The organism is Pseudoalteromonas sp. S4492 (assembly GCF_005886115.1).
In the GTDB taxonomy this organism is placed as follows: Bacteria; Pseudomonadota; Gammaproteobacteria; order Enterobacterales; family Alteromonadaceae; genus Pseudoalteromonas; species Pseudoalteromonas gelatinilytica.
On the sequence record NZ_PNCP01000039.1, the window covers coordinates 154089 to 173502 of the forward strand.

15 protein-coding genes are annotated in these 19414 nt (G+C 40.4%); 8 read left to right on the forward strand and 7 right to left on the reverse strand.

Annotated elements, in window-relative coordinates:
- Positions 1-24: 24 nt before the first annotated feature.
- Together CWC28_RS13320 and CWC28_RS13325 are read left to right on the forward strand one after the other, a co-directional pair.
- Positions 25-1323: an MFS transporter gene (locus CWC28_RS13320; RefSeq protein ID WP_105174671.1), complete on the forward strand. Its 1299-nt coding sequence runs from the start codon at positions 25-27 to the stop codon at positions 1321-1323.
- 60 nt (positions 1324-1383) lie between these two features.
- Positions 1384-1770, forward strand: a complete 387-nt coding sequence (locus tag CWC28_RS13325; protein ID WP_105174672.1) for a hypothetical protein — start codon at positions 1384-1386, stop codon at positions 1768-1770.
- A 54-nt stretch (positions 1771-1824) separates the two neighbouring features.
- On the opposite strand, the gene CWC28_RS13330 is transcribed toward CWC28_RS13325, so the two are convergent.
- Entirely contained in the window at positions 1825-3747 is a 1923-nt protein-coding gene (locus CWC28_RS13330) for an alpha/beta hydrolase family protein (protein WP_063700311.1), read from the reverse strand.
- A gap of 188 nt (positions 3748-3935) precedes the next feature.
- Between CWC28_RS13330 and CWC28_RS13335 the strand changes: the two genes are divergently transcribed.
- A complete protein-coding gene (locus CWC28_RS13335) occupies positions 3936-4535 on the forward strand; it encodes an FMN-dependent NADH-azoreductase (RefSeq protein ID WP_063700313.1) in 600 nt (199 codons plus the stop codon).
- A 55-nt stretch (positions 4536-4590) separates the two neighbouring features.
- On the opposite strand, the gene CWC28_RS13340 is transcribed toward CWC28_RS13335, so the two are convergent.
- Complete coding sequence (locus tag CWC28_RS13340) at positions 4591-5058, reverse strand: hypothetical protein (protein WP_063700315.1); 468 nt, start codon at positions 5056-5058, stop codon at positions 4591-4593.
- The gene (locus CWC28_RS13345) at positions 5055-5342 is read right to left on the reverse strand and encodes an EF-hand domain-containing protein (protein ID WP_063700317.1); all 288 of its coding nucleotides are present in this window, start codon (positions 5340-5342) and stop codon (positions 5055-5057) included. The genes CWC28_RS13340 and CWC28_RS13345 overlap by 4 nt, the downstream gene beginning before the upstream one ends.
- Before the next feature lie 169 nt (positions 5343-5511).
- On the opposite strand from CWC28_RS13345, the gene CWC28_RS13350 reads away from it, so the two are divergent.
- Positions 5512-7008 (forward strand): cryptochrome/deoxyribodipyrimidine photo-lyase family protein, encoded by a 1497-nt coding sequence (locus CWC28_RS13350; protein ID WP_138625260.1) that lies wholly within the window; start codon positions 5512-5514, stop codon positions 7006-7008.
- Positions 6998-7162: a DUF2256 domain-containing protein gene (locus tag CWC28_RS13355; RefSeq protein ID WP_082873955.1), complete on the forward strand. Its 165-nt coding sequence runs from the start codon at positions 6998-7000 to the stop codon at positions 7160-7162. Before CWC28_RS13350 ends, CWC28_RS13355 begins: the two co-directional genes overlap by 11 nt.
- On the opposite strand, the gene CWC28_RS13360 is transcribed toward CWC28_RS13355, so the two are convergent.
- From CWC28_RS13360 to CWC28_RS13370, 3 genes are all read right to left on the reverse strand, one after another.
- Complete coding sequence (locus CWC28_RS13360; RefSeq protein ID WP_138625261.1) at positions 7136-13084, reverse strand: DNA repair ATPase; 5949 nt, start codon at positions 13082-13084, stop codon at positions 7136-7138. The two genes, CWC28_RS13355 and CWC28_RS13360, sit on opposite strands and share 27 nt — an antisense overlap.
- 63 nt (positions 13085-13147) lie before the next feature.
- Positions 13148-15235 (reverse strand): SPFH domain-containing protein, encoded by a 2088-nt coding sequence (locus CWC28_RS13365; RefSeq protein WP_105174675.1) that lies wholly within the window; start codon positions 15233-15235, stop codon positions 13148-13150.
- Between the two features lie 56 nt (positions 15236-15291).
- Positions 15292-15906 (reverse strand): hypothetical protein, encoded by a 615-nt coding sequence (locus CWC28_RS13370; RefSeq protein WP_063700321.1) that lies wholly within the window; start codon positions 15904-15906, stop codon positions 15292-15294.
- Positions 15907-16151: 245 nt separating this feature from the next.
- Here CWC28_RS13370 and CWC28_RS13375 point away from each other — a divergent pair, with 245 nt between their 5' ends.
- Both CWC28_RS13375 and CWC28_RS13380 read left to right on the forward strand, forming a co-directional pair.
- On the forward strand, positions 16152-16580 hold the full coding sequence (locus CWC28_RS13375; RefSeq protein WP_138625262.1) for an OsmC family protein: 429 nt from the start codon (positions 16152-16154) through the stop codon (positions 16578-16580).
- A gap of 126 nt (positions 16581-16706) precedes the next feature.
- The gene (locus CWC28_RS13380) at positions 16707-17498 is read left to right on the forward strand and encodes a putative porin (RefSeq protein ID WP_138625263.1); all 792 of its coding nucleotides are present in this window, start codon (positions 16707-16709) and stop codon (positions 17496-17498) included.
- Between the two features lie 62 nt (positions 17499-17560).
- On the opposite strand, the gene CWC28_RS13385 is transcribed toward CWC28_RS13380, so the two are convergent.
- Positions 17561-19051 (reverse strand): dipeptidase, encoded by a 1491-nt coding sequence (locus CWC28_RS13385; RefSeq protein WP_105174678.1) that lies wholly within the window; start codon positions 19049-19051, stop codon positions 17561-17563.
- Between the two features lie 156 nt (positions 19052-19207).
- Between CWC28_RS13385 and CWC28_RS13390 the strand changes: the two genes are divergently transcribed.
- On the forward strand, positions 19208-19354 hold the full coding sequence (locus CWC28_RS13390; RefSeq protein ID WP_064971746.1) for a DUF2986 domain-containing protein: 147 nt from the start codon (positions 19208-19210) through the stop codon (positions 19352-19354).
- The last annotated feature ends 60 nt before the right edge of the window (positions 19355-19414 follow it).

A 19414-nucleotide genomic window follows, 5' to 3' on the forward strand; every position in this document is an offset into this window, starting at 1 on the left:
CCTTTTTCATAACCTCTGAACCCTATGAAAAAGCTCAGTAAAGAAGACATCTACCAACGCCTTAGTAACACCGAAGACGCCCGTGCCTGTAAAGCAATTGATGAAGCCGCTTGTAAAGTGGTACCCGGCAATTTTATTACTCTATTAGTAAGTCAGCTATTCAGTAAATTTGCAGATGCCTTGTTAAACCCTAAAGTGACCCTACCTTGGCTATTACAAAGCATTAATGTACCAAGTAGCTTTATTGCTTGGCTTGTGCCTATTCGTGAGTCAGGCTCAATGCTGCCACAACTGGCCATCGCCAGTGCTATTCGCAAGCTCCCAGTCAGAAAGTGGGTTTGGGTGATTGGCGCAATTGTGCAGGCTTTATGTATTGTTGGTATGCTGATTTGTGCTTTAACACTCCAAGGTGCAACTGCTGGGTTTGCTATCATCGCTATTTTAATTGTCTTTAGCCTAGCCCGTGGCTTTAATTCCATCGCTGCAAAAGATGTATTAGGCAAGGTTATTCCAAAACAGCAGCGTGGTAGCATTAGCGGTCTTGCTGCGAGTTTTGCCGGATTTGCAACGCTCACTTTTGGTCTTGGTTTATGGTATCTACAAAGCCTTGGCTATGAAAATGGGGTGTATGTTGCATTAATGCTGGCCGCTTTAATGTGGCTGTTTGCAGCACTCAGTTATAGCCGCATTCAAGAATACAAAGGCGCAACCGAAGGCGCTGAAAACGGCTTTTTACATGCTTTATCAAAATTAAAACTGCTTTACCAAGATAAGCAATTTGCTCATTTTATTGTCACTCGAGCATTGTTGTTATGCTCTGCTTTAAGCGCACCGTTTTATATCGTTCTTGCCAGTGAACAGGCTTTCGACTTTTCACTACTTGCTACGTTTATGGCGCTTTCTGGGCTTGCCAGCTTAGTCTCTGCGCCTATCTGGGGTCGATTAAGTGACTTATCGAGCCGCAAAGTATTAGTGTTTGCTGCAATGCTCGTCACCCTCAACGGTTTCGCCGTTTATTTAGTAGCTTATCTTAGCCCACAAACGCTCAATGAGTTTTGGCTATTACCGCTCTGTTATTTTTTACTCACCGTAGCTCATCAAGGGGTTCGCCTTGGTCGTAAAACCTACCTTGTTGATATGGCTGAAGGAAACAAGCGCACTGACTACGTCTCTGTCAGTAATACGGTGATCGGGGTTATTTTATTACTGCTAGGTAGTGTTGGCTTATTGAATAGTTTTTTAACAACGGCAGAATTAATTTTTTTCTACAGTATCTTAGGCTTAGTCGGTGCTATAAGTGCTTGGTTTTTACCTGATACCTAGACCCTACCTTAAAAAAAGCGCATAATCTTGCTGTTTTTTATTCCCAAAAAAGGACTTACTATGAAAAAGGCAGCTTTTGCACTTTTAACGCTACTTACACTTTCTGCTTGTAGCACCAGTGTGCCTATTCGTAACTTTGACGCAAACCCTGTACCGCAAATGGCATCTGGTAAACATGACCTTGAAAGTATCAAAACCAATATTTTAAAAGCATGTATGAAACTAGGTTGGACGTGTCGTTCAAACGCTGAAGGTCAAATCTTAGGTAAACTTGATATTCGTAAACATCAATTACGCGTTGATATTACGTTTAACGAACAAGAATACTCGATTGATTACAAAGATTCGATAAACCTTGATTACAATGGCAAAAAAATCCACCGCCAATACATTAACTGGGTTACCAACTTAATGCGCAATATTGATGCTGAATTAGCCTATAAATAAAATTGACGCAGAATCAAATATTAAAAAAGGCGACCTAGGTCGCCTTTTTCTTTGCTAGTTTTTCAGGTTCTTATCGAAGAACTCTAAAAACGCTTTCAACGTTTTAATTCTATACGGCTGGTGCGATAAGTAATGGTCGCCATCTTCGAGCTCAATGTAAGTAACATCTTTGCCTTCGTCTTTAAGTTCATCATCCATTTCACGACTATGATAAACAGGCACCACGTTATCATCTGAGCCATGAACCAATAGCACCGGGCGATTGATTTGCTTCGCAAAATTAACAGGCGACACCTTTTCTAGTTTATCGCTATCAGTACCAAATTGCTTACGCACAATTTCTTTATTAGTGAAATGTCGCGCCTTACTAACAATACGCTCAAGGTCAGTAACGCCAGCAAAGCTTGCTGCACATTTGAATGTTTCTGGGTGCTTAACCACCGCCATTAATGCGGCATAACCACCATAACTTGCCCCACCAATACAGATTTTATCTCCATTAGCGATACCTTCCTTAACAAGCCAATTAGCAGCATCTTGCAAGTCATCTTGCATTTCTTTACCAAAACCTTGAACTGCGGCCATCTCAAATTCATGACCATAGCCACTCGAACCACGGAAGTTTGGTTGCAGTACTGCATAACCATTGTAGGCAAGTAATGCTGTCCAATAGTCAAAACCAGCATAATCACGAGCCATAGGGCCACCATGCGGGAACACAATAGTGGGTAATTTATCCCCTTCTTTGTAACCCACAGGTAAAGTTAAATACCCTTCAATAGTTAAGCCATCACGGGCTTTATAACTGATTTTCTTTTTACCAGTATAAACTGTGTCATCAATATCCGGGAATGCCGATGCAAATACGGTTAACTCGTTAGTATCACGATTCCCAAGCAGGTAAGTTCCTGTGCTGTCGTCGCTTGTCAAATAAACCACATATTGACGCTGATCTTTACTGGTATCAATAATATCAATATCAAACTTATCTGCTGGTAATACACCACGTAATGCAGTGTATAATTTATTCAAGTCATCGTTCCAATAACGAATGCCATCTTCTAGATGCGAATGAGTAAAACCAGCTACCTCACCGGTAAGTGGCGAATAAAAAATAGAGCCGTCAAAATCATAGTTGTCATCGCTGAACACTAACTCTTTTTTCATGGTTGCTAGGTCCATTTTATAAAGCGCATCATAGCCATCTTTAAGTGCTTTGAAATAAAGAATATTAGGGTCTTTATCAAAGCCTAAAATTGTCACGACATCAGGGCTAAATGCTTTATATTTAAATAACGTTTTACGATTATCTCTATCTTCATCGTAAAGAATATATTCAAATTCATCTTCATCCATTTTAAGAGCAATTCGTACATTACCTTGGCGGTCTGCTTTCCAAGCAATGACTTTGTTACGTGAACGCTGCACTTTCTTTTTACGAAGTGTATTTAAATCAAGTTCATACACACCAGGCGCATTGGCAACATCAAAGTCACCTTGCACTAAGATTTTATCTTTATCATTAGGTAAAAAACTGATGACCTGATCGCCAAATTGAGGTTGGCGTTCATCACGGTTATAGTTTGGTTCATTGGCTAGTTTCGCCTTGCCTTTATCGTTAATATTGTAGGCATACATGCGAGTCGATGAATATTTAGGACCGCCAAATTGACGTTGAATATAGCGCGCACCTAAAAGTAGCACTTCATCATTTGCCCATTCATACCAATCGAAGAAAATAGTGTGGTTATCTGAACGGATAATAGAATCAGCTTGTTTAGTTTCACGGTTATAAACCATTAAAACTAACTCACCATTTACATTTCGAATAAACGATAAATTTTTACCATTTGGCGAAAATTTTACTTGGCTAAAAGCCCGTAAAGAGGCGAAAGATTCTACAGGGAGTTGGGTGTTTTCAGCAGCACGGGGCATTAAGCTGAGCACTGCCAAAAGTGTAAGCAGTAAGTACTTCATAATAAAGTCCATTTCTATTTTTATTGTACCGGCAATAATAACATTAAATTATAAAAAAAGACCAGTTCACAAATTTAGGCACACCATTCATTCGTTTAAAGCGAACATAACACTCGATTAATAGCATTATTAATTTATTTTTTGCTAATTATAATGGCTGCATAACTTCAGTTTTCTTAGGTGACATGATGAAAAAAGTACTTGTGTTAAATTCATCTTTAAATGGTGAACAAGGTAATTCAAGCAAACTTAGCCAACATTTTGTTGAGCAGCTTGCTAACAACCAACAAATTTCAGTAACAACTCGCGATTTAAGCGACAATGCGATTGCTCACTTAACGCAGACAGAAATGGCTGCTTGGATGACTGATGCAAACGAGCGCAGCGATGAGCAAAAAGCACTTGCTGCAATTTCTGACGATTTAATTGCTGAACTTAACGATAACGACCTGATTGTTATTGGCATGCCAATGTACAACTTTGGTATTCCATCAACATTTAAAGCTTGGATTGATCGTATTGCTCGTGCTGGTATTACGTTTAAATACACTGAGCAAGGCCCAGTAGGTTTAATTACAGACAAAAAAGTAGTGGTACTTGCTGCACGTGGCGGTATGTATCAAGGCACAGAGATGGATACACAAACTAAATACTTAAAAGATGTACTTGGTTTTGTGGGTATGACTGACGTTAACTTTATCTATGCAGAAGGCCTTGCGATGCCGGGTGCAGAGCAAAGCTTAGAAGCAGCACAAAACAAAATAAAGGCTTTTACCGCGTCGCTTTAATAAGTGATTAATAAAGCTAGATATAAAAAAGCGGTCATCATGACCGCTTTGTGATTTACGCTGTGACCGATAACAGCGAATCACCTTCAGATAAACCAAACTTTTCTTGCACAGAGGCTAGAATCGCTTCTTTATCTTCTTCTCCCAGTTGATCAGAATATTGCGCTAACAACTCATCTAAATAACTGACAACTTCTTCAGTATCAACCTGCTCGAGTGAGTTACCACTTGGCGGCGGCGGTGGTGGACCAGGCGGGCGTTCACCTTCAGGGCGACCTAATTCACCGACTTCAGCGGCATCAAAGCCAGCTTCAGCCATAATTGCTTCCATCTCTTGACCCGGTTGAATACCTGCGTCCATAAATGTTTGCATAATAGATTGTGCATCTTCTGCAGTTAAGTTTTCAGGATCAAACTGAGCTAAGGTTTCATTCATTAACTCTGTTTGTTCACTGGTTAACGGCTCTGCTTGAGGTCGTTGCATGGGCTGAAAATTCGCACCCGATGAAACACTGTTGATCATCGTTGATTTTCCTTACGTTTTGGTGGTTTATGGTTGTTGAACTCGTCTTCAGTTACTTCACCATTTTGATCAGCATCCATGTCATTAAAAATGGTTTGCAGCATATCTTCAGGCATAGGCTGTTCACTAAACTCAGTAAAATCAATCACCCCATTGCCATCAATATCAATCGTCGTAAAGTCAGGTCGTGGAGGTGGACCGCCTTGATGGTCGCGAGCAAAGCAAGCGGGCGCTGTGGCTAACAACGAAATAGCTAAAACAGAAAGTGCAGATAAATGCTTCATAGCGAACCTCTTATGTCATTCAATTGACCGTAAGCATAATCTGAATACCATCCAAAAGTGTGTGGGCAATATGCAACAAATGTGGAAACTTTGTGGATTACGTTAGCAATTAATCGAAGTTGTGACTTGTTACGTATGAAGAGCAAAACAATTTTCCAACACGACGATTATGGCAGGCTCAAAAAAGCAAAAAGTGAATCTTGTTTGGTTCAAACGTGACCTAAGACTCTCTGATCATCAACCACTTGCCAATGCGATTGCATCAGACCTGCCCTGCATACTGATTTATAACTTTGAGCCACTATTACTCGAAGATCCCCATTACAGCTTAAGGCACTGGCGTTTTGTTGCTCAGTCACTTAAAGACATCAACCAACAACTTGAAAAATACAACGCTGAAATCGCCATTTATAATCAAGAAATGATTACCTTGTTAGAAACCCTTAGTGAAGATTTTGATATTGCAGGGGTTTATAGTCATCAAGAAATAGGTCTATACAATACCTTTGAGCGAGACAGGTTGGTGAAGAGTTGGCTAAACAACAAAGCGATTCCATGGTATGAAACACCACTTGGGGGCGTTAAGCGCGCGCGACCTAAACACTTTGACTGGCAAACTTATTGGCATGGCGTGATGAACCAACGTCTTGTAACGCCAAATTGGCAAGCATTTAATGCAATTTTGCCTAATAATTACCAAGCAGCGACCTGTGTTGATGATTTTCTAGAGCACGACCCGCAGTTTCAATATGGTGGCCCTCATGCAGCCAGAGCTTGCCTACAGAGCTTTGTAGAAGAACGAGCAATGAACTACCAAAGTGGCATTTCAAGCCCATCAAAAAGTAGAGATTCATGCTCTAGGCTTTCGCCTTACTTAGCCTTTGGTAACCTGAGCCTTAGGCAGGTTTATCAAACCCTAAAATACTATTTAGCTAAGCAGCCTTTAAGCTGGCGTCGTTCATTACATGCTTTTGAATCTAGGCTTCACTGGCATTGTCATTTTATGCAAAAGTTCGAAACTCAGTGCAGCATGGAGTTTGCACCGCAAAATGCTGGCTACCTACACTATCCTTATCGCGATGATGAACTCGTTGCAGAGCACTTAAAACGCTTTGAACAAGGTCAAACAGGTATTCCTTTAATTGATGCGTGTATGCGCTGCCTCGCAGCAACGGGTTACATTAATTTTCGAATGCGCGCTATGTTAGTCAGCTTTATGACCCATCATATGAACATTCATTGGCATCCTGTTAGTTTAATTTTATCGCGTTATTTTTTAGATTTTGAACCGGGAATTCATTACCCACAAATTCAAATGCAAGCATCGGTCACAGGAACCAACACGATTCGCTTATACAACCCAATCAAGCAATCTGAAGACAAAGACGCAGATGGCATGTTTATTAAAACATGGTGCCCTGAACTTAAAAATTTACCTATAGAAGATCTCCACCAGCCATGGCAACAGCCGCCAATGGAGGCCTTATTTAATAACTTTAAACTCGGCGAAGACTACCCTGAGCCCATGGTCGATATTGAACATGCAGCCAAGCAAGCACGTGAGCGATTATGGTCATTTCGAGAACGTGATGATGTAAAGCAAGGTGCCAAGGTCGTGCTGCACCAGCATGTTACAAGCCTTAAAAAGCAACACCATGGCTCATAAAAAGCTTAATTTACCTAGTAAAACCTGCCCTGTTTGCGACAGGCCATTTATGTGGCGTAAGAAGTGGCAACGCGACTGGCAGCATGTTAAATACTGCTCAGAGCGTTGCAAGCGTGAAGCGAAGTTATTACAACAAAGTTTGTCTAGGCAATGAACTTGTAACCGTTTCTTTTTCAATAACGCGGGCTGGTTGATTTTTAAGTTCATTCAACAAAGCCTCAAGACGTGCAGCATAGTCTGAATTAAATTCAGCCTGCACTTTATTTTGTTCGACTATTAACGAAAGTAAATCGCGATTATTTGATGCGGCTAATTGTTCAGACAACTGCCCTAATAACTCCGATTGAGAGCAGTTATCTGCAGACGCTTTGAGTGCAGCTAAAATTGCATGCAGCGAATCATCTTGCTGATTATCAGTAATGAGCTTTTCCAATTGCGTTGTGAAATGCTGAAGTTGTTGCTGTGACGCTGCCAATAGACTCATTTTTAACTCTTCAATTGCGACTTTAGGTGAATGAACTTCTAAAAGTTGCGCGATATGAGCTAACTGGTCTTGATGGCTTACTTGTTGAGTATGCAAATTCAAGGCATCTTGTAACCCAGCAAAACTTTGCTTAGTGTTATTTCCATTAATCGCTTTAGTAAGCTGCTCAGCCAAATCAGCAAGCTGACTCTGCGGGTTTGATTGTTTTACCACCTCGGTTAACTCCGTTAACTCATTGCGGCTATCAAGCTTGGCTAGCTGCTGTAAAATTGCATTTAATACAGCCCGATTATCGGTGTCTTTGACTGCTGACGTTAACTCTCCTAGCTGTGATTGACACTGGGTTTGCTTCAGCGTTTCAATTAGCTCTTGTAGTTCTTTACGGTTATCAAGCTGGCCGAATTGTTCAGCCAAAACGGCTAAAGGCTGTTGATAATTGTGGTTTTTTAATATCGCAATTAATTCATTAAGCTGCTCAGTCGTATTGCTTGTTGCTAACAGCTGGTTTAACTGCTCAAAACTATCTTGATATGGCGCTTGCACAAAGCCCTGTTGAATCGTACTTTGCAATGAATGTAGAGCTGGTTTGGTATCTAATCCTTTTAAATTGATACCTAGGCTACTTAGTAATTCACTATAATCATGACTCAAATTAGTCTTACTTAACTTGCTCGCAATGGTCTCTAAAGACTCGTTTAAGAATCCCATTTGCTCGACAGCCATCATGGCCGGACTACCAGCGCCATCTAACTTATTCAGACGACAAAAATCTGTTTTGATTTGAGTAAAACGAGTCTGCTCCTGCTCAGTTAATGTACCTCGTAATTCTCCTAATTTAAGCAGGTTCTCCTCAGAGCCCTTACTTAAGGTCTGAGCTTCACCACGGTAATGATCTCGGATCAGATTCTCAAGCTCTTCTTCATTCATGGCTGCAACGACTTTTTCAGCCATTTTATTCATGTTCCGATAACTACCCTGTAGTTTAAATGGCGGTTCTGTACGGTAGTTATTGTCTTGTGCAGCCGAAGCGATGTACTGAGCATTCACTTTCAATACGGTGTCGCGAACGGTCATCAAGCGAGTTAATACGGCCTTTATTTCATTCGCTTCAGCTTGTGAATAGCCGTACTCAAGTTCATTTAAAGCTATGTCTTCACCTTGGCAGATACGAACCAACTTATACAAATCGTCCATATTACGATTTGCTAACGGAGCAAGAACGGCATTCGATGTTAACGCATTCTCAATAAAACTCATGGCAAACTCTTGCTCGCAACCTGCTAGCGTGTCGCCTAAGTTATAAATATCAGCACGGTTAGCTAACATATCTGGGATTTTGAAGCTTTCACCTGATTCTGTATATGGGTTACCTGCCATCACAACAGCAAACTTTTTACCTCTTAAATCATAGGTTTTACTTTTACCATTCCAAACACCATCAATTCGGCGTGAACCATCACATAACGAAATAAACTTTTGTAAAAACTCAGGGTTTGTATGCTGAATATCATCAAGATAAAGCATGACGTTATTACCCATTTCAAAGCTTTGATTGATTTTTGCTATTTCTTTTTCAGCGGTTGCATTTATAGCTTGGGCAGGATCGAGCGATACTTGATCGTGTCCAATTGATGGGCAATTCACTTTTACAAACGTCAAGCCAAGACGGTTCGCAACATATTCAATCAGGGTTGTTTTACCATATCCTGGCGGCGAAATGAGTAATAGCATCCCCATTAAATCACTGCGCTTATCTTTACCAGCAGAGCCAATTTGCTTTGCTAAATTATCGCCAATAATTGGAAAGTACACTTTATTGATCAGTTGATTTCGAACAAATGAGCTTAATGGACGAGCTTTAAACTCGTCTAGCTGAAGACGCTCTTTTTGCTGATTTAAAATAGTATTTCTCAACTGGTGATACTGTTCAAATGCTGGAACTTGGCTGGTTATATAGTGCCGAGTTCGTGCATAAAACTCCGCATAATTAACGTCCATTGCTTGCTCAACAACACGCTTATGTTGTCCCATTAAATCCGTAACAGCTGTATTAACCTGAATATCCAAAACCCTGTGCTTGATTGGCGTATTATCACTTAAGTGTAAATAGTTAGCGGCTTCTAACTGCACAGCCAATGGCATACTCGGTTGATGTTGGCAGTAAGCACTTATCCAGCTAAAAAATAACTGCGCACGGTCATTTAGATTACTAACATTCTCAGATGCTTGATTTAAATCGGCAAAGTACCCCTTCGCTTTTGCATCACTTGCAAACTGTTTAGCTAAGTTTAAAGCTTGCTGCGTTAGTACAAATTGAAGCTGCTCTGCGCTTTGTTGTTGCCCTAATTGCTTAACTAAATACTCAGCACTTAGTTCACATGAGAAATCCGTTAATTGTTGGCAAAAGCCTAACATTTGTTGACTAAATGCATCGATAAGTTGGCTTATTTGCATCATCAAGGTTTCAGCAAAATGTCCCGCATTAAAATGCTTCTCCATCAGCATTGCATTACTTGCTTGATGGTAAAAAGTATTTACATCCTGTGTTGATAACTGCGCACAAAATAGTTGCGCCATCACCCGACAGCTAGCCGGATAGATAAGTAAATCGAGGGATGTTTTTTGCTGCAAAAGTGATTTAATAATTGCATGCGCGTCGTGGTCATGAATACCTTTTTCATAACCTTCTTGATAACGAGGCTCAGCAAACTTTTGTATCAGTTTAAGTAAAGAGCCATTTTGTTCAGCTTGTTGAAGCTCATCAAAACTCAATGGATGTTCAGCGTTTTCACAGGCTAGAATCATTTGCGCAGCAAGGTATTCACCTCGATAGACAAGATCACTTTCAGATACGAGCGTTTGCTGCCACAGGTGCTGTGTTTTAGCTAAAACGTTAAGTGATTGCTCATCACTAATTGGTTCAAAATAGTCAGTCCCAGTTAAGTGCAGCATCAGCTGCTCATCACGGGGCAACAAGGTTAAATCTAACTGTTGTTTATTAACACTAAATGCATGCTTACCAATACTTACTGTGCTACCACCGTCACTGTAAATATCTTGTTTATCGCGCAGTGCACGTATCCCTTGATCTTTACTCGCTTTAAGTTTTGCTTGAATATCATCAGCACGAACTTCATCACCAATGTCTTTAAGCTCATTACACAACGCTCTTAGTTTGCTGATCATAGGATCTGATGCAAAATAAGTATTCAGTTTATCTAACTCAGAAAAGCTCAGCGCACGGCGATTCACACCTTGTAAAATCCGCTCAGCCGCATTGGCTAAATTTAGTGCCCGTCGCTGTCTTGCATCAATAAGGCTTTGCTTGTGGGCCTCAAAGCTTTCGTAGACATCGTCTCGCTTAGCAATAATTTCCGCAAGGTACTCATCAAAGTCACTAAATTGTGATTCCAATTCTTCAAGCTGGATAAGCAAACGAGAAAGCTGTTCATCACACGCATCTGGCGTTTTCGCATTGTTTAGGGCATTCGTTATGCTTTGTGAGAACAATTTAAATCGAGCCGCAAACTCCGCTTTAGCTTCCACACTGCCCAAACTCTTCTGGCGAATTTCAATACTTGCTTTTGCACGGTTAACTAGCGCATATACCGCACTGATATCTTCAAGTATTTGTGTACGAACGCGACTATCAGCGATATCAAGATCAAGCATGGTGTGGTTAAGTAAATCAAGTTCGCTACTTTGAGTATCTAATTGCTCAACATACGATTTTAACTCTGTAACACTCTCACTTTTATTACTTAACGCTTCAAGTTCAGCCAGTGTTTCATGGTAAGGCTCAAGAGCCGTATCTTTTTGTAAAAATTCAGCAGTTGCTTGGCTTAGCTGTTCTAGCTTTTCATCCGTTTGCTGCTGTAGCTGAGACAACGCCTCAACATCAATGTATTTAACATCTTCAAGGCTGATTATTTGTCCCTTTAGAACCTTAAGCGCATCAATACCTTGGACAAATTCAGGTGCTAACTTGAAACTATCGGGCCTAATTTCACGGCTTACTTCTGTAAATTGCGAATTAATTTCAACTAAGGCTTGCTTGGCCTTATTTTGAATTTCAGTCACCTTTTCAAATTCGTCTAAAACTTGTTCAGCCGTTTCAAAAATTGAATGTAAAGAAGTAGCAATGTCTGCAAAATCAGTTTCATTCAACCAATGGTAGCGGTCGAAGATATTGCGGCTTAATGCAATAAGATCCTCATAATGATAAACATTAGGATTCTGCTCGTTTATAGACTTACAGACACTGTATAAATCAGAAATACCTCGAACTAATTCTGGGTTACCTATTTTGCCGAATAAGCTGGTTGCAGGCGGTGCATTTGCTGCAAATTCCGATGAAACAAAAGGACTTTGCCAAATTTGAATTGGATGAACACGTTCGGCTTCGTCTTTATCAGCCTTAAAAGTTAGTGTTAAACCGTTACCATAGATACCATAGCCGTGACAGTAGATTGGATTTTGTAGGTTTTTCTCAATAATGTTATAGGCAAATAGCGCATAGCGCCCTTCGCTTGGTTCATAAAACACATATAAAACGTCTTCACCATTGGGCGCTTTAACTTGACGATGAAAATCTAAGTCCTTAATTTGCTCTTCAAATGAACGAGCTTGGCCTGACTGTAAGTAATAACCGCCAGGAAAGATAATGCCATGATCTTCAGGTAAACTAACGCAGGCACTGCCAATTGCATCTTGTCTTATCACTTGCTGAGTGCGCGTGTTAAAAATAAAGTATCGCCATTGCTTTTCACGATACGGAAGTATCTTTAATAAAATTAGCTCACCGACTTGCGCGTATTCAATATCACTATCAGCGAGTGACTGATTTTTATCATCAACGGGCTCAAAGTAGATGCCTTCTCCCGTATCCGTACTGTTTTCAACTTTGATGGTTAATGTGCCACCTAGCGTTTCTACGAATACTTGATCATTGATATTAACGTGGGCATGTCGTCCTTCAACGTGATGACTTCGGTCTGTTTTTAACCATTCAAAATCGTAGTCATGGGCATTTTGTATATCTCGTTCGCCGCGGTTATCGATGTAATTAATTGTGTTATCTGGGTGAATTTCCCAGCGAAATACTCTTACATCCGTTAACTTGTCACCAATTTGGAATAGTGCAAACAACTTACCATTCTGCTGGTAAAGATGCTGAAGACTTGTTTGCTTGTAATAAGTATAGAGTTCCTCAAAATCGCGAATAAATCGCTTATCCGTTAAAAAGCGAGTGTGCTCAGGATAAGGTTCAACTTCATAATGTTCATCCTGCTCAATTAACTTATGGACACTGAAAACATCACTGATAGACGTTTCTTTTTTCAGACCAAGTGAAACGTTGTAAGCAAAAATAACTTTATCGCCAACAATCGCAATATCGCGTGGTGTACAGTTTTGTTCGGTGCGAACTCTTACCCGCCCTTTAACTTGTAACTCGGTGCTACCAAACTCCACAATTCGTTGTTTATTAACGTTATCGACTTGTGTTTTTAAGCTACTACCAAAATTATTTAAACGGCGTTTAATTAAATCGTACGAGCCCTGCTCTAATGCTTGTTGTGTTTGATCCGTCATGCAATCAGTCCTGATGTTTAAAAGAAGTTAGCCGCAGCAAATGCATGCTACGGCTAAAATAGGCTAGTCTTTAGACTCGAGTTCTGCTTTGGAGCCTAAATTACCTAACATGCTTAATAGCTGACTTTTTTCTGCAGCTGTTGTATTGCTCAATTGTTTAAGCAATTTACTCATGTTGTAGTTCTTTAGTGTTTCTGCCGAACCATTTGCCCCCGCTAACACCCCTTTTAAATCCTCAATTAAATTGCGGTCACCATTTAAATGATCTTTAAAGATAGTTTGTACCGTTTTGCTTTCATCAACGATACCATCGATTGATTTACCTAAACTTATCGCACTCATGAACTGATTAAAGAACTGACCATCACCACCCATGATATTAATATCAGCATCACCTAACGCTTTAGCCATTACATGAGCTTGGTGCTCTGCAATGTCTTTGCTTGCTGATAGTTTTGCTAACACTAATTCTTTTTGTTGATTTAGCTGTAATGTGAAGCTCTCATAATCACGTGCATCTTGATTCATCGAATTAAGTGCTTGTAGTTTCTCTTCAAGACCTTTCGCTTCTGCTTGCATCTTACGTTCAAGGTTAATTGCTTCAACTTCACCTTGCTTCTCATTAGCCTCAGCCATTGCACTTTGAACCTGTGCCTGTGCTAAGCCAACTTCACGGTTACCCTGTGCTTCAGCTTCAAGTTTTTGACGAAGAACTTTAGCGTCTGCCTCACCTTGCAGTGCATTCGCTTCAGCTTTTGCTTTTATAACATCAGCTTCAGCAAGCCCTTTCGCAGCAGCTTCAACTTGCTGGGCTTGAGCGAGAATTTTCTTCGACTCGGCTTGTTGATTCGCAATACGAAGCTCTGCATTGGCCATTGTTTCTAGCTCTTTTGCTTTAAACTCAGCCGCTTGCTCCTGCGCTTTTGCTGCTTCAATATCTTTCACCAAGGCTTCTTCGGCTTCTGCTTTCGCACGAATTATGATGGCTTCTTTTGAACGCTCCGCATCGGCAAGCACTTTAACGTCTTTAATACGCTCTTCTTCTTCAGCAACTGACTTTTCAACAATCACACGGTCACGAATAACATCGGCAATTTCTTTGCGCTCGACTTCCAGTGCTTTTTCTTTGTTGATCCGTAAGATTTCAGTCTCTCGTTCGCGCTCAATAACCTCGATTTCACGAGCTCGTGAAACTTTTTCTTCTTCAATAGCAAGCACACGAAGACGATTTTGCTCTGCAATATCAAGCTCACGCTGTTTGTTTTGTTCGCTGATACCAATTGCTTCATCGGTTAGTAAACGTGCTTGTTCTGCTTTTAAGCGTTCTTCTTGACGAACTTTTTCAGCTTCTGACTCTTCACGAGCTTTAACGGTTTCAATTTCGCGTCTTTGACGAGCAACGGCATCTTCACGTTGACGTTCAATCTCTAAAGATTTTTCAGTTGCTTCTTGATTCTGAACTTCAATTTTTGCACGTTCATCACATTTCAATTGGTTGGTCGAAACATTTTGTATTGCAGTCATCTCAGTGATACGGCGAATACCTTCTGCATCGAGAATGTTTTGAGGATCAAGCTTTTCTATTGAGGTTTGTTCTAAGTAGTCGATAGCCACATCTTCAAGGGTATACCCTGATAAATCTTGGCCAATGACTTCTTTGATATTATCGCGAAACTCATTTCGGTGAGTGAAAAGCTCAACGAAATCCATTCGTTTGCCCACTGTTTTAAGCGCTTCTGAAAATTTCGCTTCAAATAACTCTTGCAATGTTTCATGCTCAGATGCCCTTGCACACCCCACTTGCTTAGCTACACGTAAAATATCTTCTTTGTTTTCATTTACACGAATATAAAACGTAATCGCGATATCAGCACGAATGTTATCTTTACAGATTAAGCCGCCTTTATCTTTACGCTCAAGAACCATACGCTTAGTCGAAATGTCCATTACTTCCATTTTATGGATGACTGGAAAAACGATGCCACCGGTTGTAGTTACATCGGGCTCGTTCTTCATTTTATTGATAATAAGCGCTTGACCTTGCTCTACTTTTCGGTAGAACTTACCGATGATTAATAGAATTGCGAAAATAACGACGATCGCTATCCCCACAAAAACCAATATTGGTATTAAGTTATCTAAATATTCCATGTTATGTCCTAACGTGATTATCGATTTTATTTTTTATTACTTCTTAAAGCCTAGGATCACCAAGGCTTTGCGGTAATGATGTAACAGTGTTTATCTTTGATGTGCTCAAGCAACACGGCAGTGTCACCAGAAGAGAATTGCTCATTATTTTCTGCACGAACTTCAATCAATTGCTCTGTACCTTGGTACTTAACGCGCGCTTGACCAAATGAGTCAGTCACTTTACCTGTGGCAACAACACATTCTAAGCCGAGTAGATCTGAACTTTGTGATGCACTTTTACTCGCAAAAAAGCGTCTTAATGGGCGTAATAAAAGGGCAGAAATAGGGATAGCGACCAAAAGGCTAATAAGTAACAACAAACCGCCAAGCACATAAAAAACAATGCCATTGCCAAGTACACTTGCAAAAAACTTGTGTGCATAAATGGTAATTAACCAGCTGGTCATCACCAACACACTTGCCGATACAGTAAGTGGTGCATCACCAAATCCTAATGTATGCCAAATGCTTCCTGAACTTGCTTGTGATACATCACTATCGACATCGGACTCAAACATATCAATATCTGCGAATCCGAGCAGTGTGATAGCCCAAAATATAACTACAACAAAAAGTAGAGCGGATAAAATAACCGAAGGAAAACTAAAAGCGAGGTTCAAAAATTCCATATTACTGCATTCCATTTTTATAATTATTTAGCGCCAATCAAGACCCTTAAATAGGTAAATAATTATCACTGAATTGACTTCACCTATTCAAGTTTCATTTATATATACAACAAAATTCAGCAACTATTAAGCTTTTTCATACAGATTGGCGTTTAAGTTGCACTTATATCGTTAACTCACAGTTTTCGGCACAAAACCCTGAAAGCCTTTCACGGTTGTCGAAAAAATTTACAAAGGAGATGACGATGACGATTAAAAAATCTGCACATACGAGTTGGTCTGGTGATATTAAATCTGGCAAAGGCTATATTTCTAGTCAAAGTGGCGCGCTTGAGAAACAGCCATTTGGCTTTAACACTCGCTTTGAAGATAAGCCGGGCACTAACCCTGAAGAACTGGTTGCAGCGGCACACAGTAGCTGTTTTAGCATGGCGCTATCGCTGGCACTAACAGAAGCTGGCTTTGTCGCTGACGACATAACTACCAAAGCAACAGTGAGCCTTGATGAGGTTGACGACGGCTTCGAAGTGAGCCACATTGCACTTGATGTCAGCGCAAAGATAAAAGAAATTTCGGGCGAAAAATTTGAGCAACTTTGTGAACAAACTAAACAAGGCTGCCCTATTTCTAAACTGATGAATGCCGAAATATCACTCACCACAACGCTTAATTAAGCTTTATAGGCCAAGCGCTGCTTGGCCTTTTCACAAACTAACAGACCCACAACACTTTATTACAATGTAAGTAGCTGCTTGTTGTATTATCTTTATGAAACAAAACCAAATACAACAAGGATATGTATGTTTAAACAACTAGCCCCTATTGCTCTGGCAACACTTGCTTATTCAAACTGCTCTATCGCAACAGAACAACAGGTGAGTAAACAATGGTTCAATAGTATCGACTATACGCACATAGAGAATCACAGATATAGTTTTAATGCTTACCAATTAGTGAGCCATTACTACTTTGAGGAGCAGCAAAGCTCTGGGGTACTTGATGATTATGGCTACCTAGATACAGATTCAAACATTCGAGTGAATTACTTTAATAGCGATTACACTGATTATCTCGGTATGTTTGGTGAAGGATTTTATAAAAACTGGTTTGTTACAGGTGAAATTTACGATGTTGATGATACTGATGACTATACCTTAGGAGTAGGCTACTTATTTGCCGATGCCTTAAAAGTCTCTGTAAATAGAGATGTGCGTGAATATGGTGATGATTATTTCCGCTTGAAAGCGCAGTATAACCTCCAAATCAACGATAAGGATTACCTTGGTTTTAGCGCAGAAACAGATGATGAACTCGACGTTTGGAATGTCTCTGCCAGATACTTTAATCATTTAAGCGGCAGCCATTACATTACCGTCGATGTTGGCCACCAAGACAGCCTTTATGAATCAGCAAGCAATGCCATGATCAGCTATTACTTTGGCGAACACTATGCCATAGGTGCAGGGTTGGATGATTCTGAACTCGTTTTACAAGGTAAGTACTTTATTAATGATAAATATTATTTAACCGCTAATTACACTGAAAGCGGCTCAGCTGAACTTTATAACCTTAAGTTTGTTGCCCAATTCTAAATAGGAATGAGTCACCAGTTTAAAAAAACGCCGCTATAAAGCGGCGTTTTCAGTTTATAGAATTACATATTACCTAGCTTCATCATCATTGCAGTGTACATTTTTAAGTTCAGTGCTAACTGCTCTTCAGTAATAAACTCATGCTCTGAGTGGCCTGTGTACTTTTTACCTGGCATTGATGGACCGAATGACACCGCATTATCAAATAGTTTAGCATTTGTGCCACCACCAATTGACACAAAGCCCGCGTCTTTATCGCCAGTAAAGTGCTTAAAGATATCGAGTAATGCTTCTGCATGAGGCGCACCATCTAACAGCATTGGCGTACCAATTACCACTTTAGTGTCTTTTAAAGTGACATTATTAGTGGTTTGCCAAGCGCTAAGCGCTTCATTAATTTGCTGCTTAAGCACAGCTTCTTGTTTACCTACCGGACGACGCATATTAATCGACAGTTTAATGTCGTTACCGTCGCGGCTTAATAAGGTTGGCGATACAGTCATCGGGCCCATAAAATCATGCTTGTAACCAATTTCACCGAATTGCGCGCCGTATAAATCAAGGCCAATTAGCTGATTGATAAACTCAATTGCTTGGCCATCGCTATTGTTCTCAAGATCAATACCTTTAAAGATTTCTGCAAGGTGCGCAATGGCATTTTCACCCGCTTCTGGCTCAGATGAATGCGCTGAAATCCCCTTCACTTGGACTAACAAGCTATTGTCTTGCTCTGTCATCGCCACTTTGACGTTTTTAAGCTGAGCGACATTGTCGTGTAATTTAGCCACTGTCGCCGCATCAGCGTTATGTACTAACACGCTGGCATCTTCAGGGATTTGGCTAACAAAGGCGCCGCCTTTTAAGCCACTAACATATAAGCCTGTTTGTGCTGAGGTCGCAGAGAAAGTCGGCGCAATTAAGCTCCAGCCTTTTTCTGCAACAACCACAGGGTATGAAGCATCAATAGTGACAGCATATTTAGGTTGCTGATAGGTTTTCATGAACTCTTCGAGTGGTGCCCAGTCAGACTCTTCTGCAAGGTAAACCATTAATTCAATACGGTTATTTAAAGTAATACCGTTATCTTTAATCGCCTTCATTGCATGCAGTGCAGTCGCAATTGCACCTTTATCATCTTCTGTACCACGTGCAATTAGCTTTCCTGGCTCAGAGGTTTTATCCATTTCAAATGGACTTTGCTGCCATTTACTAGCATCTGCAGGTTGCACATCACCATGGGTTACTATGGTTACTTTGTCAGCTTGGTTACCCATGCCAATTAACACTGTGTAGCCTAAATCTTGATAATCAAAACCAAACTGCGCCGCTTTCATTTTTAAGAACGACTTAAAGCCAATGAAATCTGGGTTATCAGGAGTCGCTAGACCTTCTTTATTTACCGTTGGATACGAAACTAAATTCTCTAAGGTATGAATTTGCGCTTGTTGATATTGCTCTACCGCGTAGTTAGCCAGCTTTTCACTTTGCTCAGACACAGCTGCCTGACTAGAGAAAGCACTTAATAAAAATGCAGCAAGTAATGAATGTTTCAAGATAAGCTCCAGAGTTTAAGAAGGTTTTTAGAAAGTCGCCTTGATTGTAACGCTTATAACGCCGACATAACATCTCTAATTCAAGCAAAATAGATCGCTTAAAAATACCAACAAGGTACAATAGCCACTCACCCTATTAATTCGTTTGTTAGACTCATGAACCGCAGAAAAAAGATCTTCACTAAACTTAAGCAAAAAGATAAGCGCGCCAATGCAAAATTGCATAAAAGCAATAAACCGGCCTACATCTCAAAGGCAGAACGCGAAAAATTAGCACAGCAAGAAGCTGAGCAGGAAAGTTAAAATACCTAGCGGTCAGCGGTCAGCGGTCAGCGGTCAGCGGTCTGATCTGACCCCGATAAA

Bases quoted from the DNA above. Each gene is read 5' to 3' on its own strand.
- CWC28_RS13320 (WP_105174671.1), top strand. From the start codon at position 25: ATGAAAAAGCTCAGTAAAGAAGACATCTACCAACGCCTTAGTAACACC.
- CWC28_RS13325 (WP_105174672.1), top strand. From the start codon at position 1,384: ATGAAAAAGGCAGCTTTTGCACTTTTAACGCTACTTACACTTTCTGCT.
- CWC28_RS13330 (WP_063700311.1), bottom strand. From the start codon at position 3,747: ATGAAGTACTTACTGCTTACACTTTTGGCAGTGCTCAGCTTAATGCCC.
- CWC28_RS13335 (WP_063700313.1), top strand. From the start codon at position 3,936: ATGAAAAAAGTACTTGTGTTAAATTCATCTTTAAATGGTGAACAAGGT.
- CWC28_RS13340 (WP_063700315.1), bottom strand. From the start codon at position 5,058: ATGATCAACAGTGTTTCATCGGGTGCGAATTTTCAGCCCATGCAACGA.
- CWC28_RS13345 (WP_063700317.1), bottom strand. From the start codon at position 5,342: ATGAAGCATTTATCTGCACTTTCTGTTTTAGCTATTTCGTTGTTAGCC.
- CWC28_RS13350 (WP_138625260.1), top strand. From the start codon at position 5,512: ATGGCAGGCTCAAAAAAGCAAAAAGTGAATCTTGTTTGGTTCAAACGT.
- CWC28_RS13355 (WP_082873955.1), top strand. From the start codon at position 6,998: ATGGCTCATAAAAAGCTTAATTTACCTAGTAAAACCTGCCCTGTTTGC.
- CWC28_RS13360 (WP_138625261.1), bottom strand. From the start codon at position 13,084: ATGACGGATCAAACACAACAAGCATTAGAGCAGGGCTCGTACGATTTA.
- CWC28_RS13365 (WP_105174675.1), bottom strand. From the start codon at position 15,235: ATGGAATATTTAGATAACTTAATACCAATATTGGTTTTTGTGGGGATA.
- CWC28_RS13370 (WP_063700321.1), bottom strand. From the start codon at position 15,906: ATGGAATTTTTGAACCTCGCTTTTAGTTTTCCTTCGGTTATTTTATCC.
- CWC28_RS13375 (WP_138625262.1), top strand. From the start codon at position 16,152: ATGACGATTAAAAAATCTGCACATACGAGTTGGTCTGGTGATATTAAA.
- CWC28_RS13380 (WP_138625263.1), top strand. From the start codon at position 16,707: ATGTTTAAACAACTAGCCCCTATTGCTCTGGCAACACTTGCTTATTCA.
- CWC28_RS13390 (WP_064971746.1), top strand. From the start codon at position 19,208: ATGAACCGCAGAAAAAAGATCTTCACTAAACTTAAGCAAAAAGATAAG.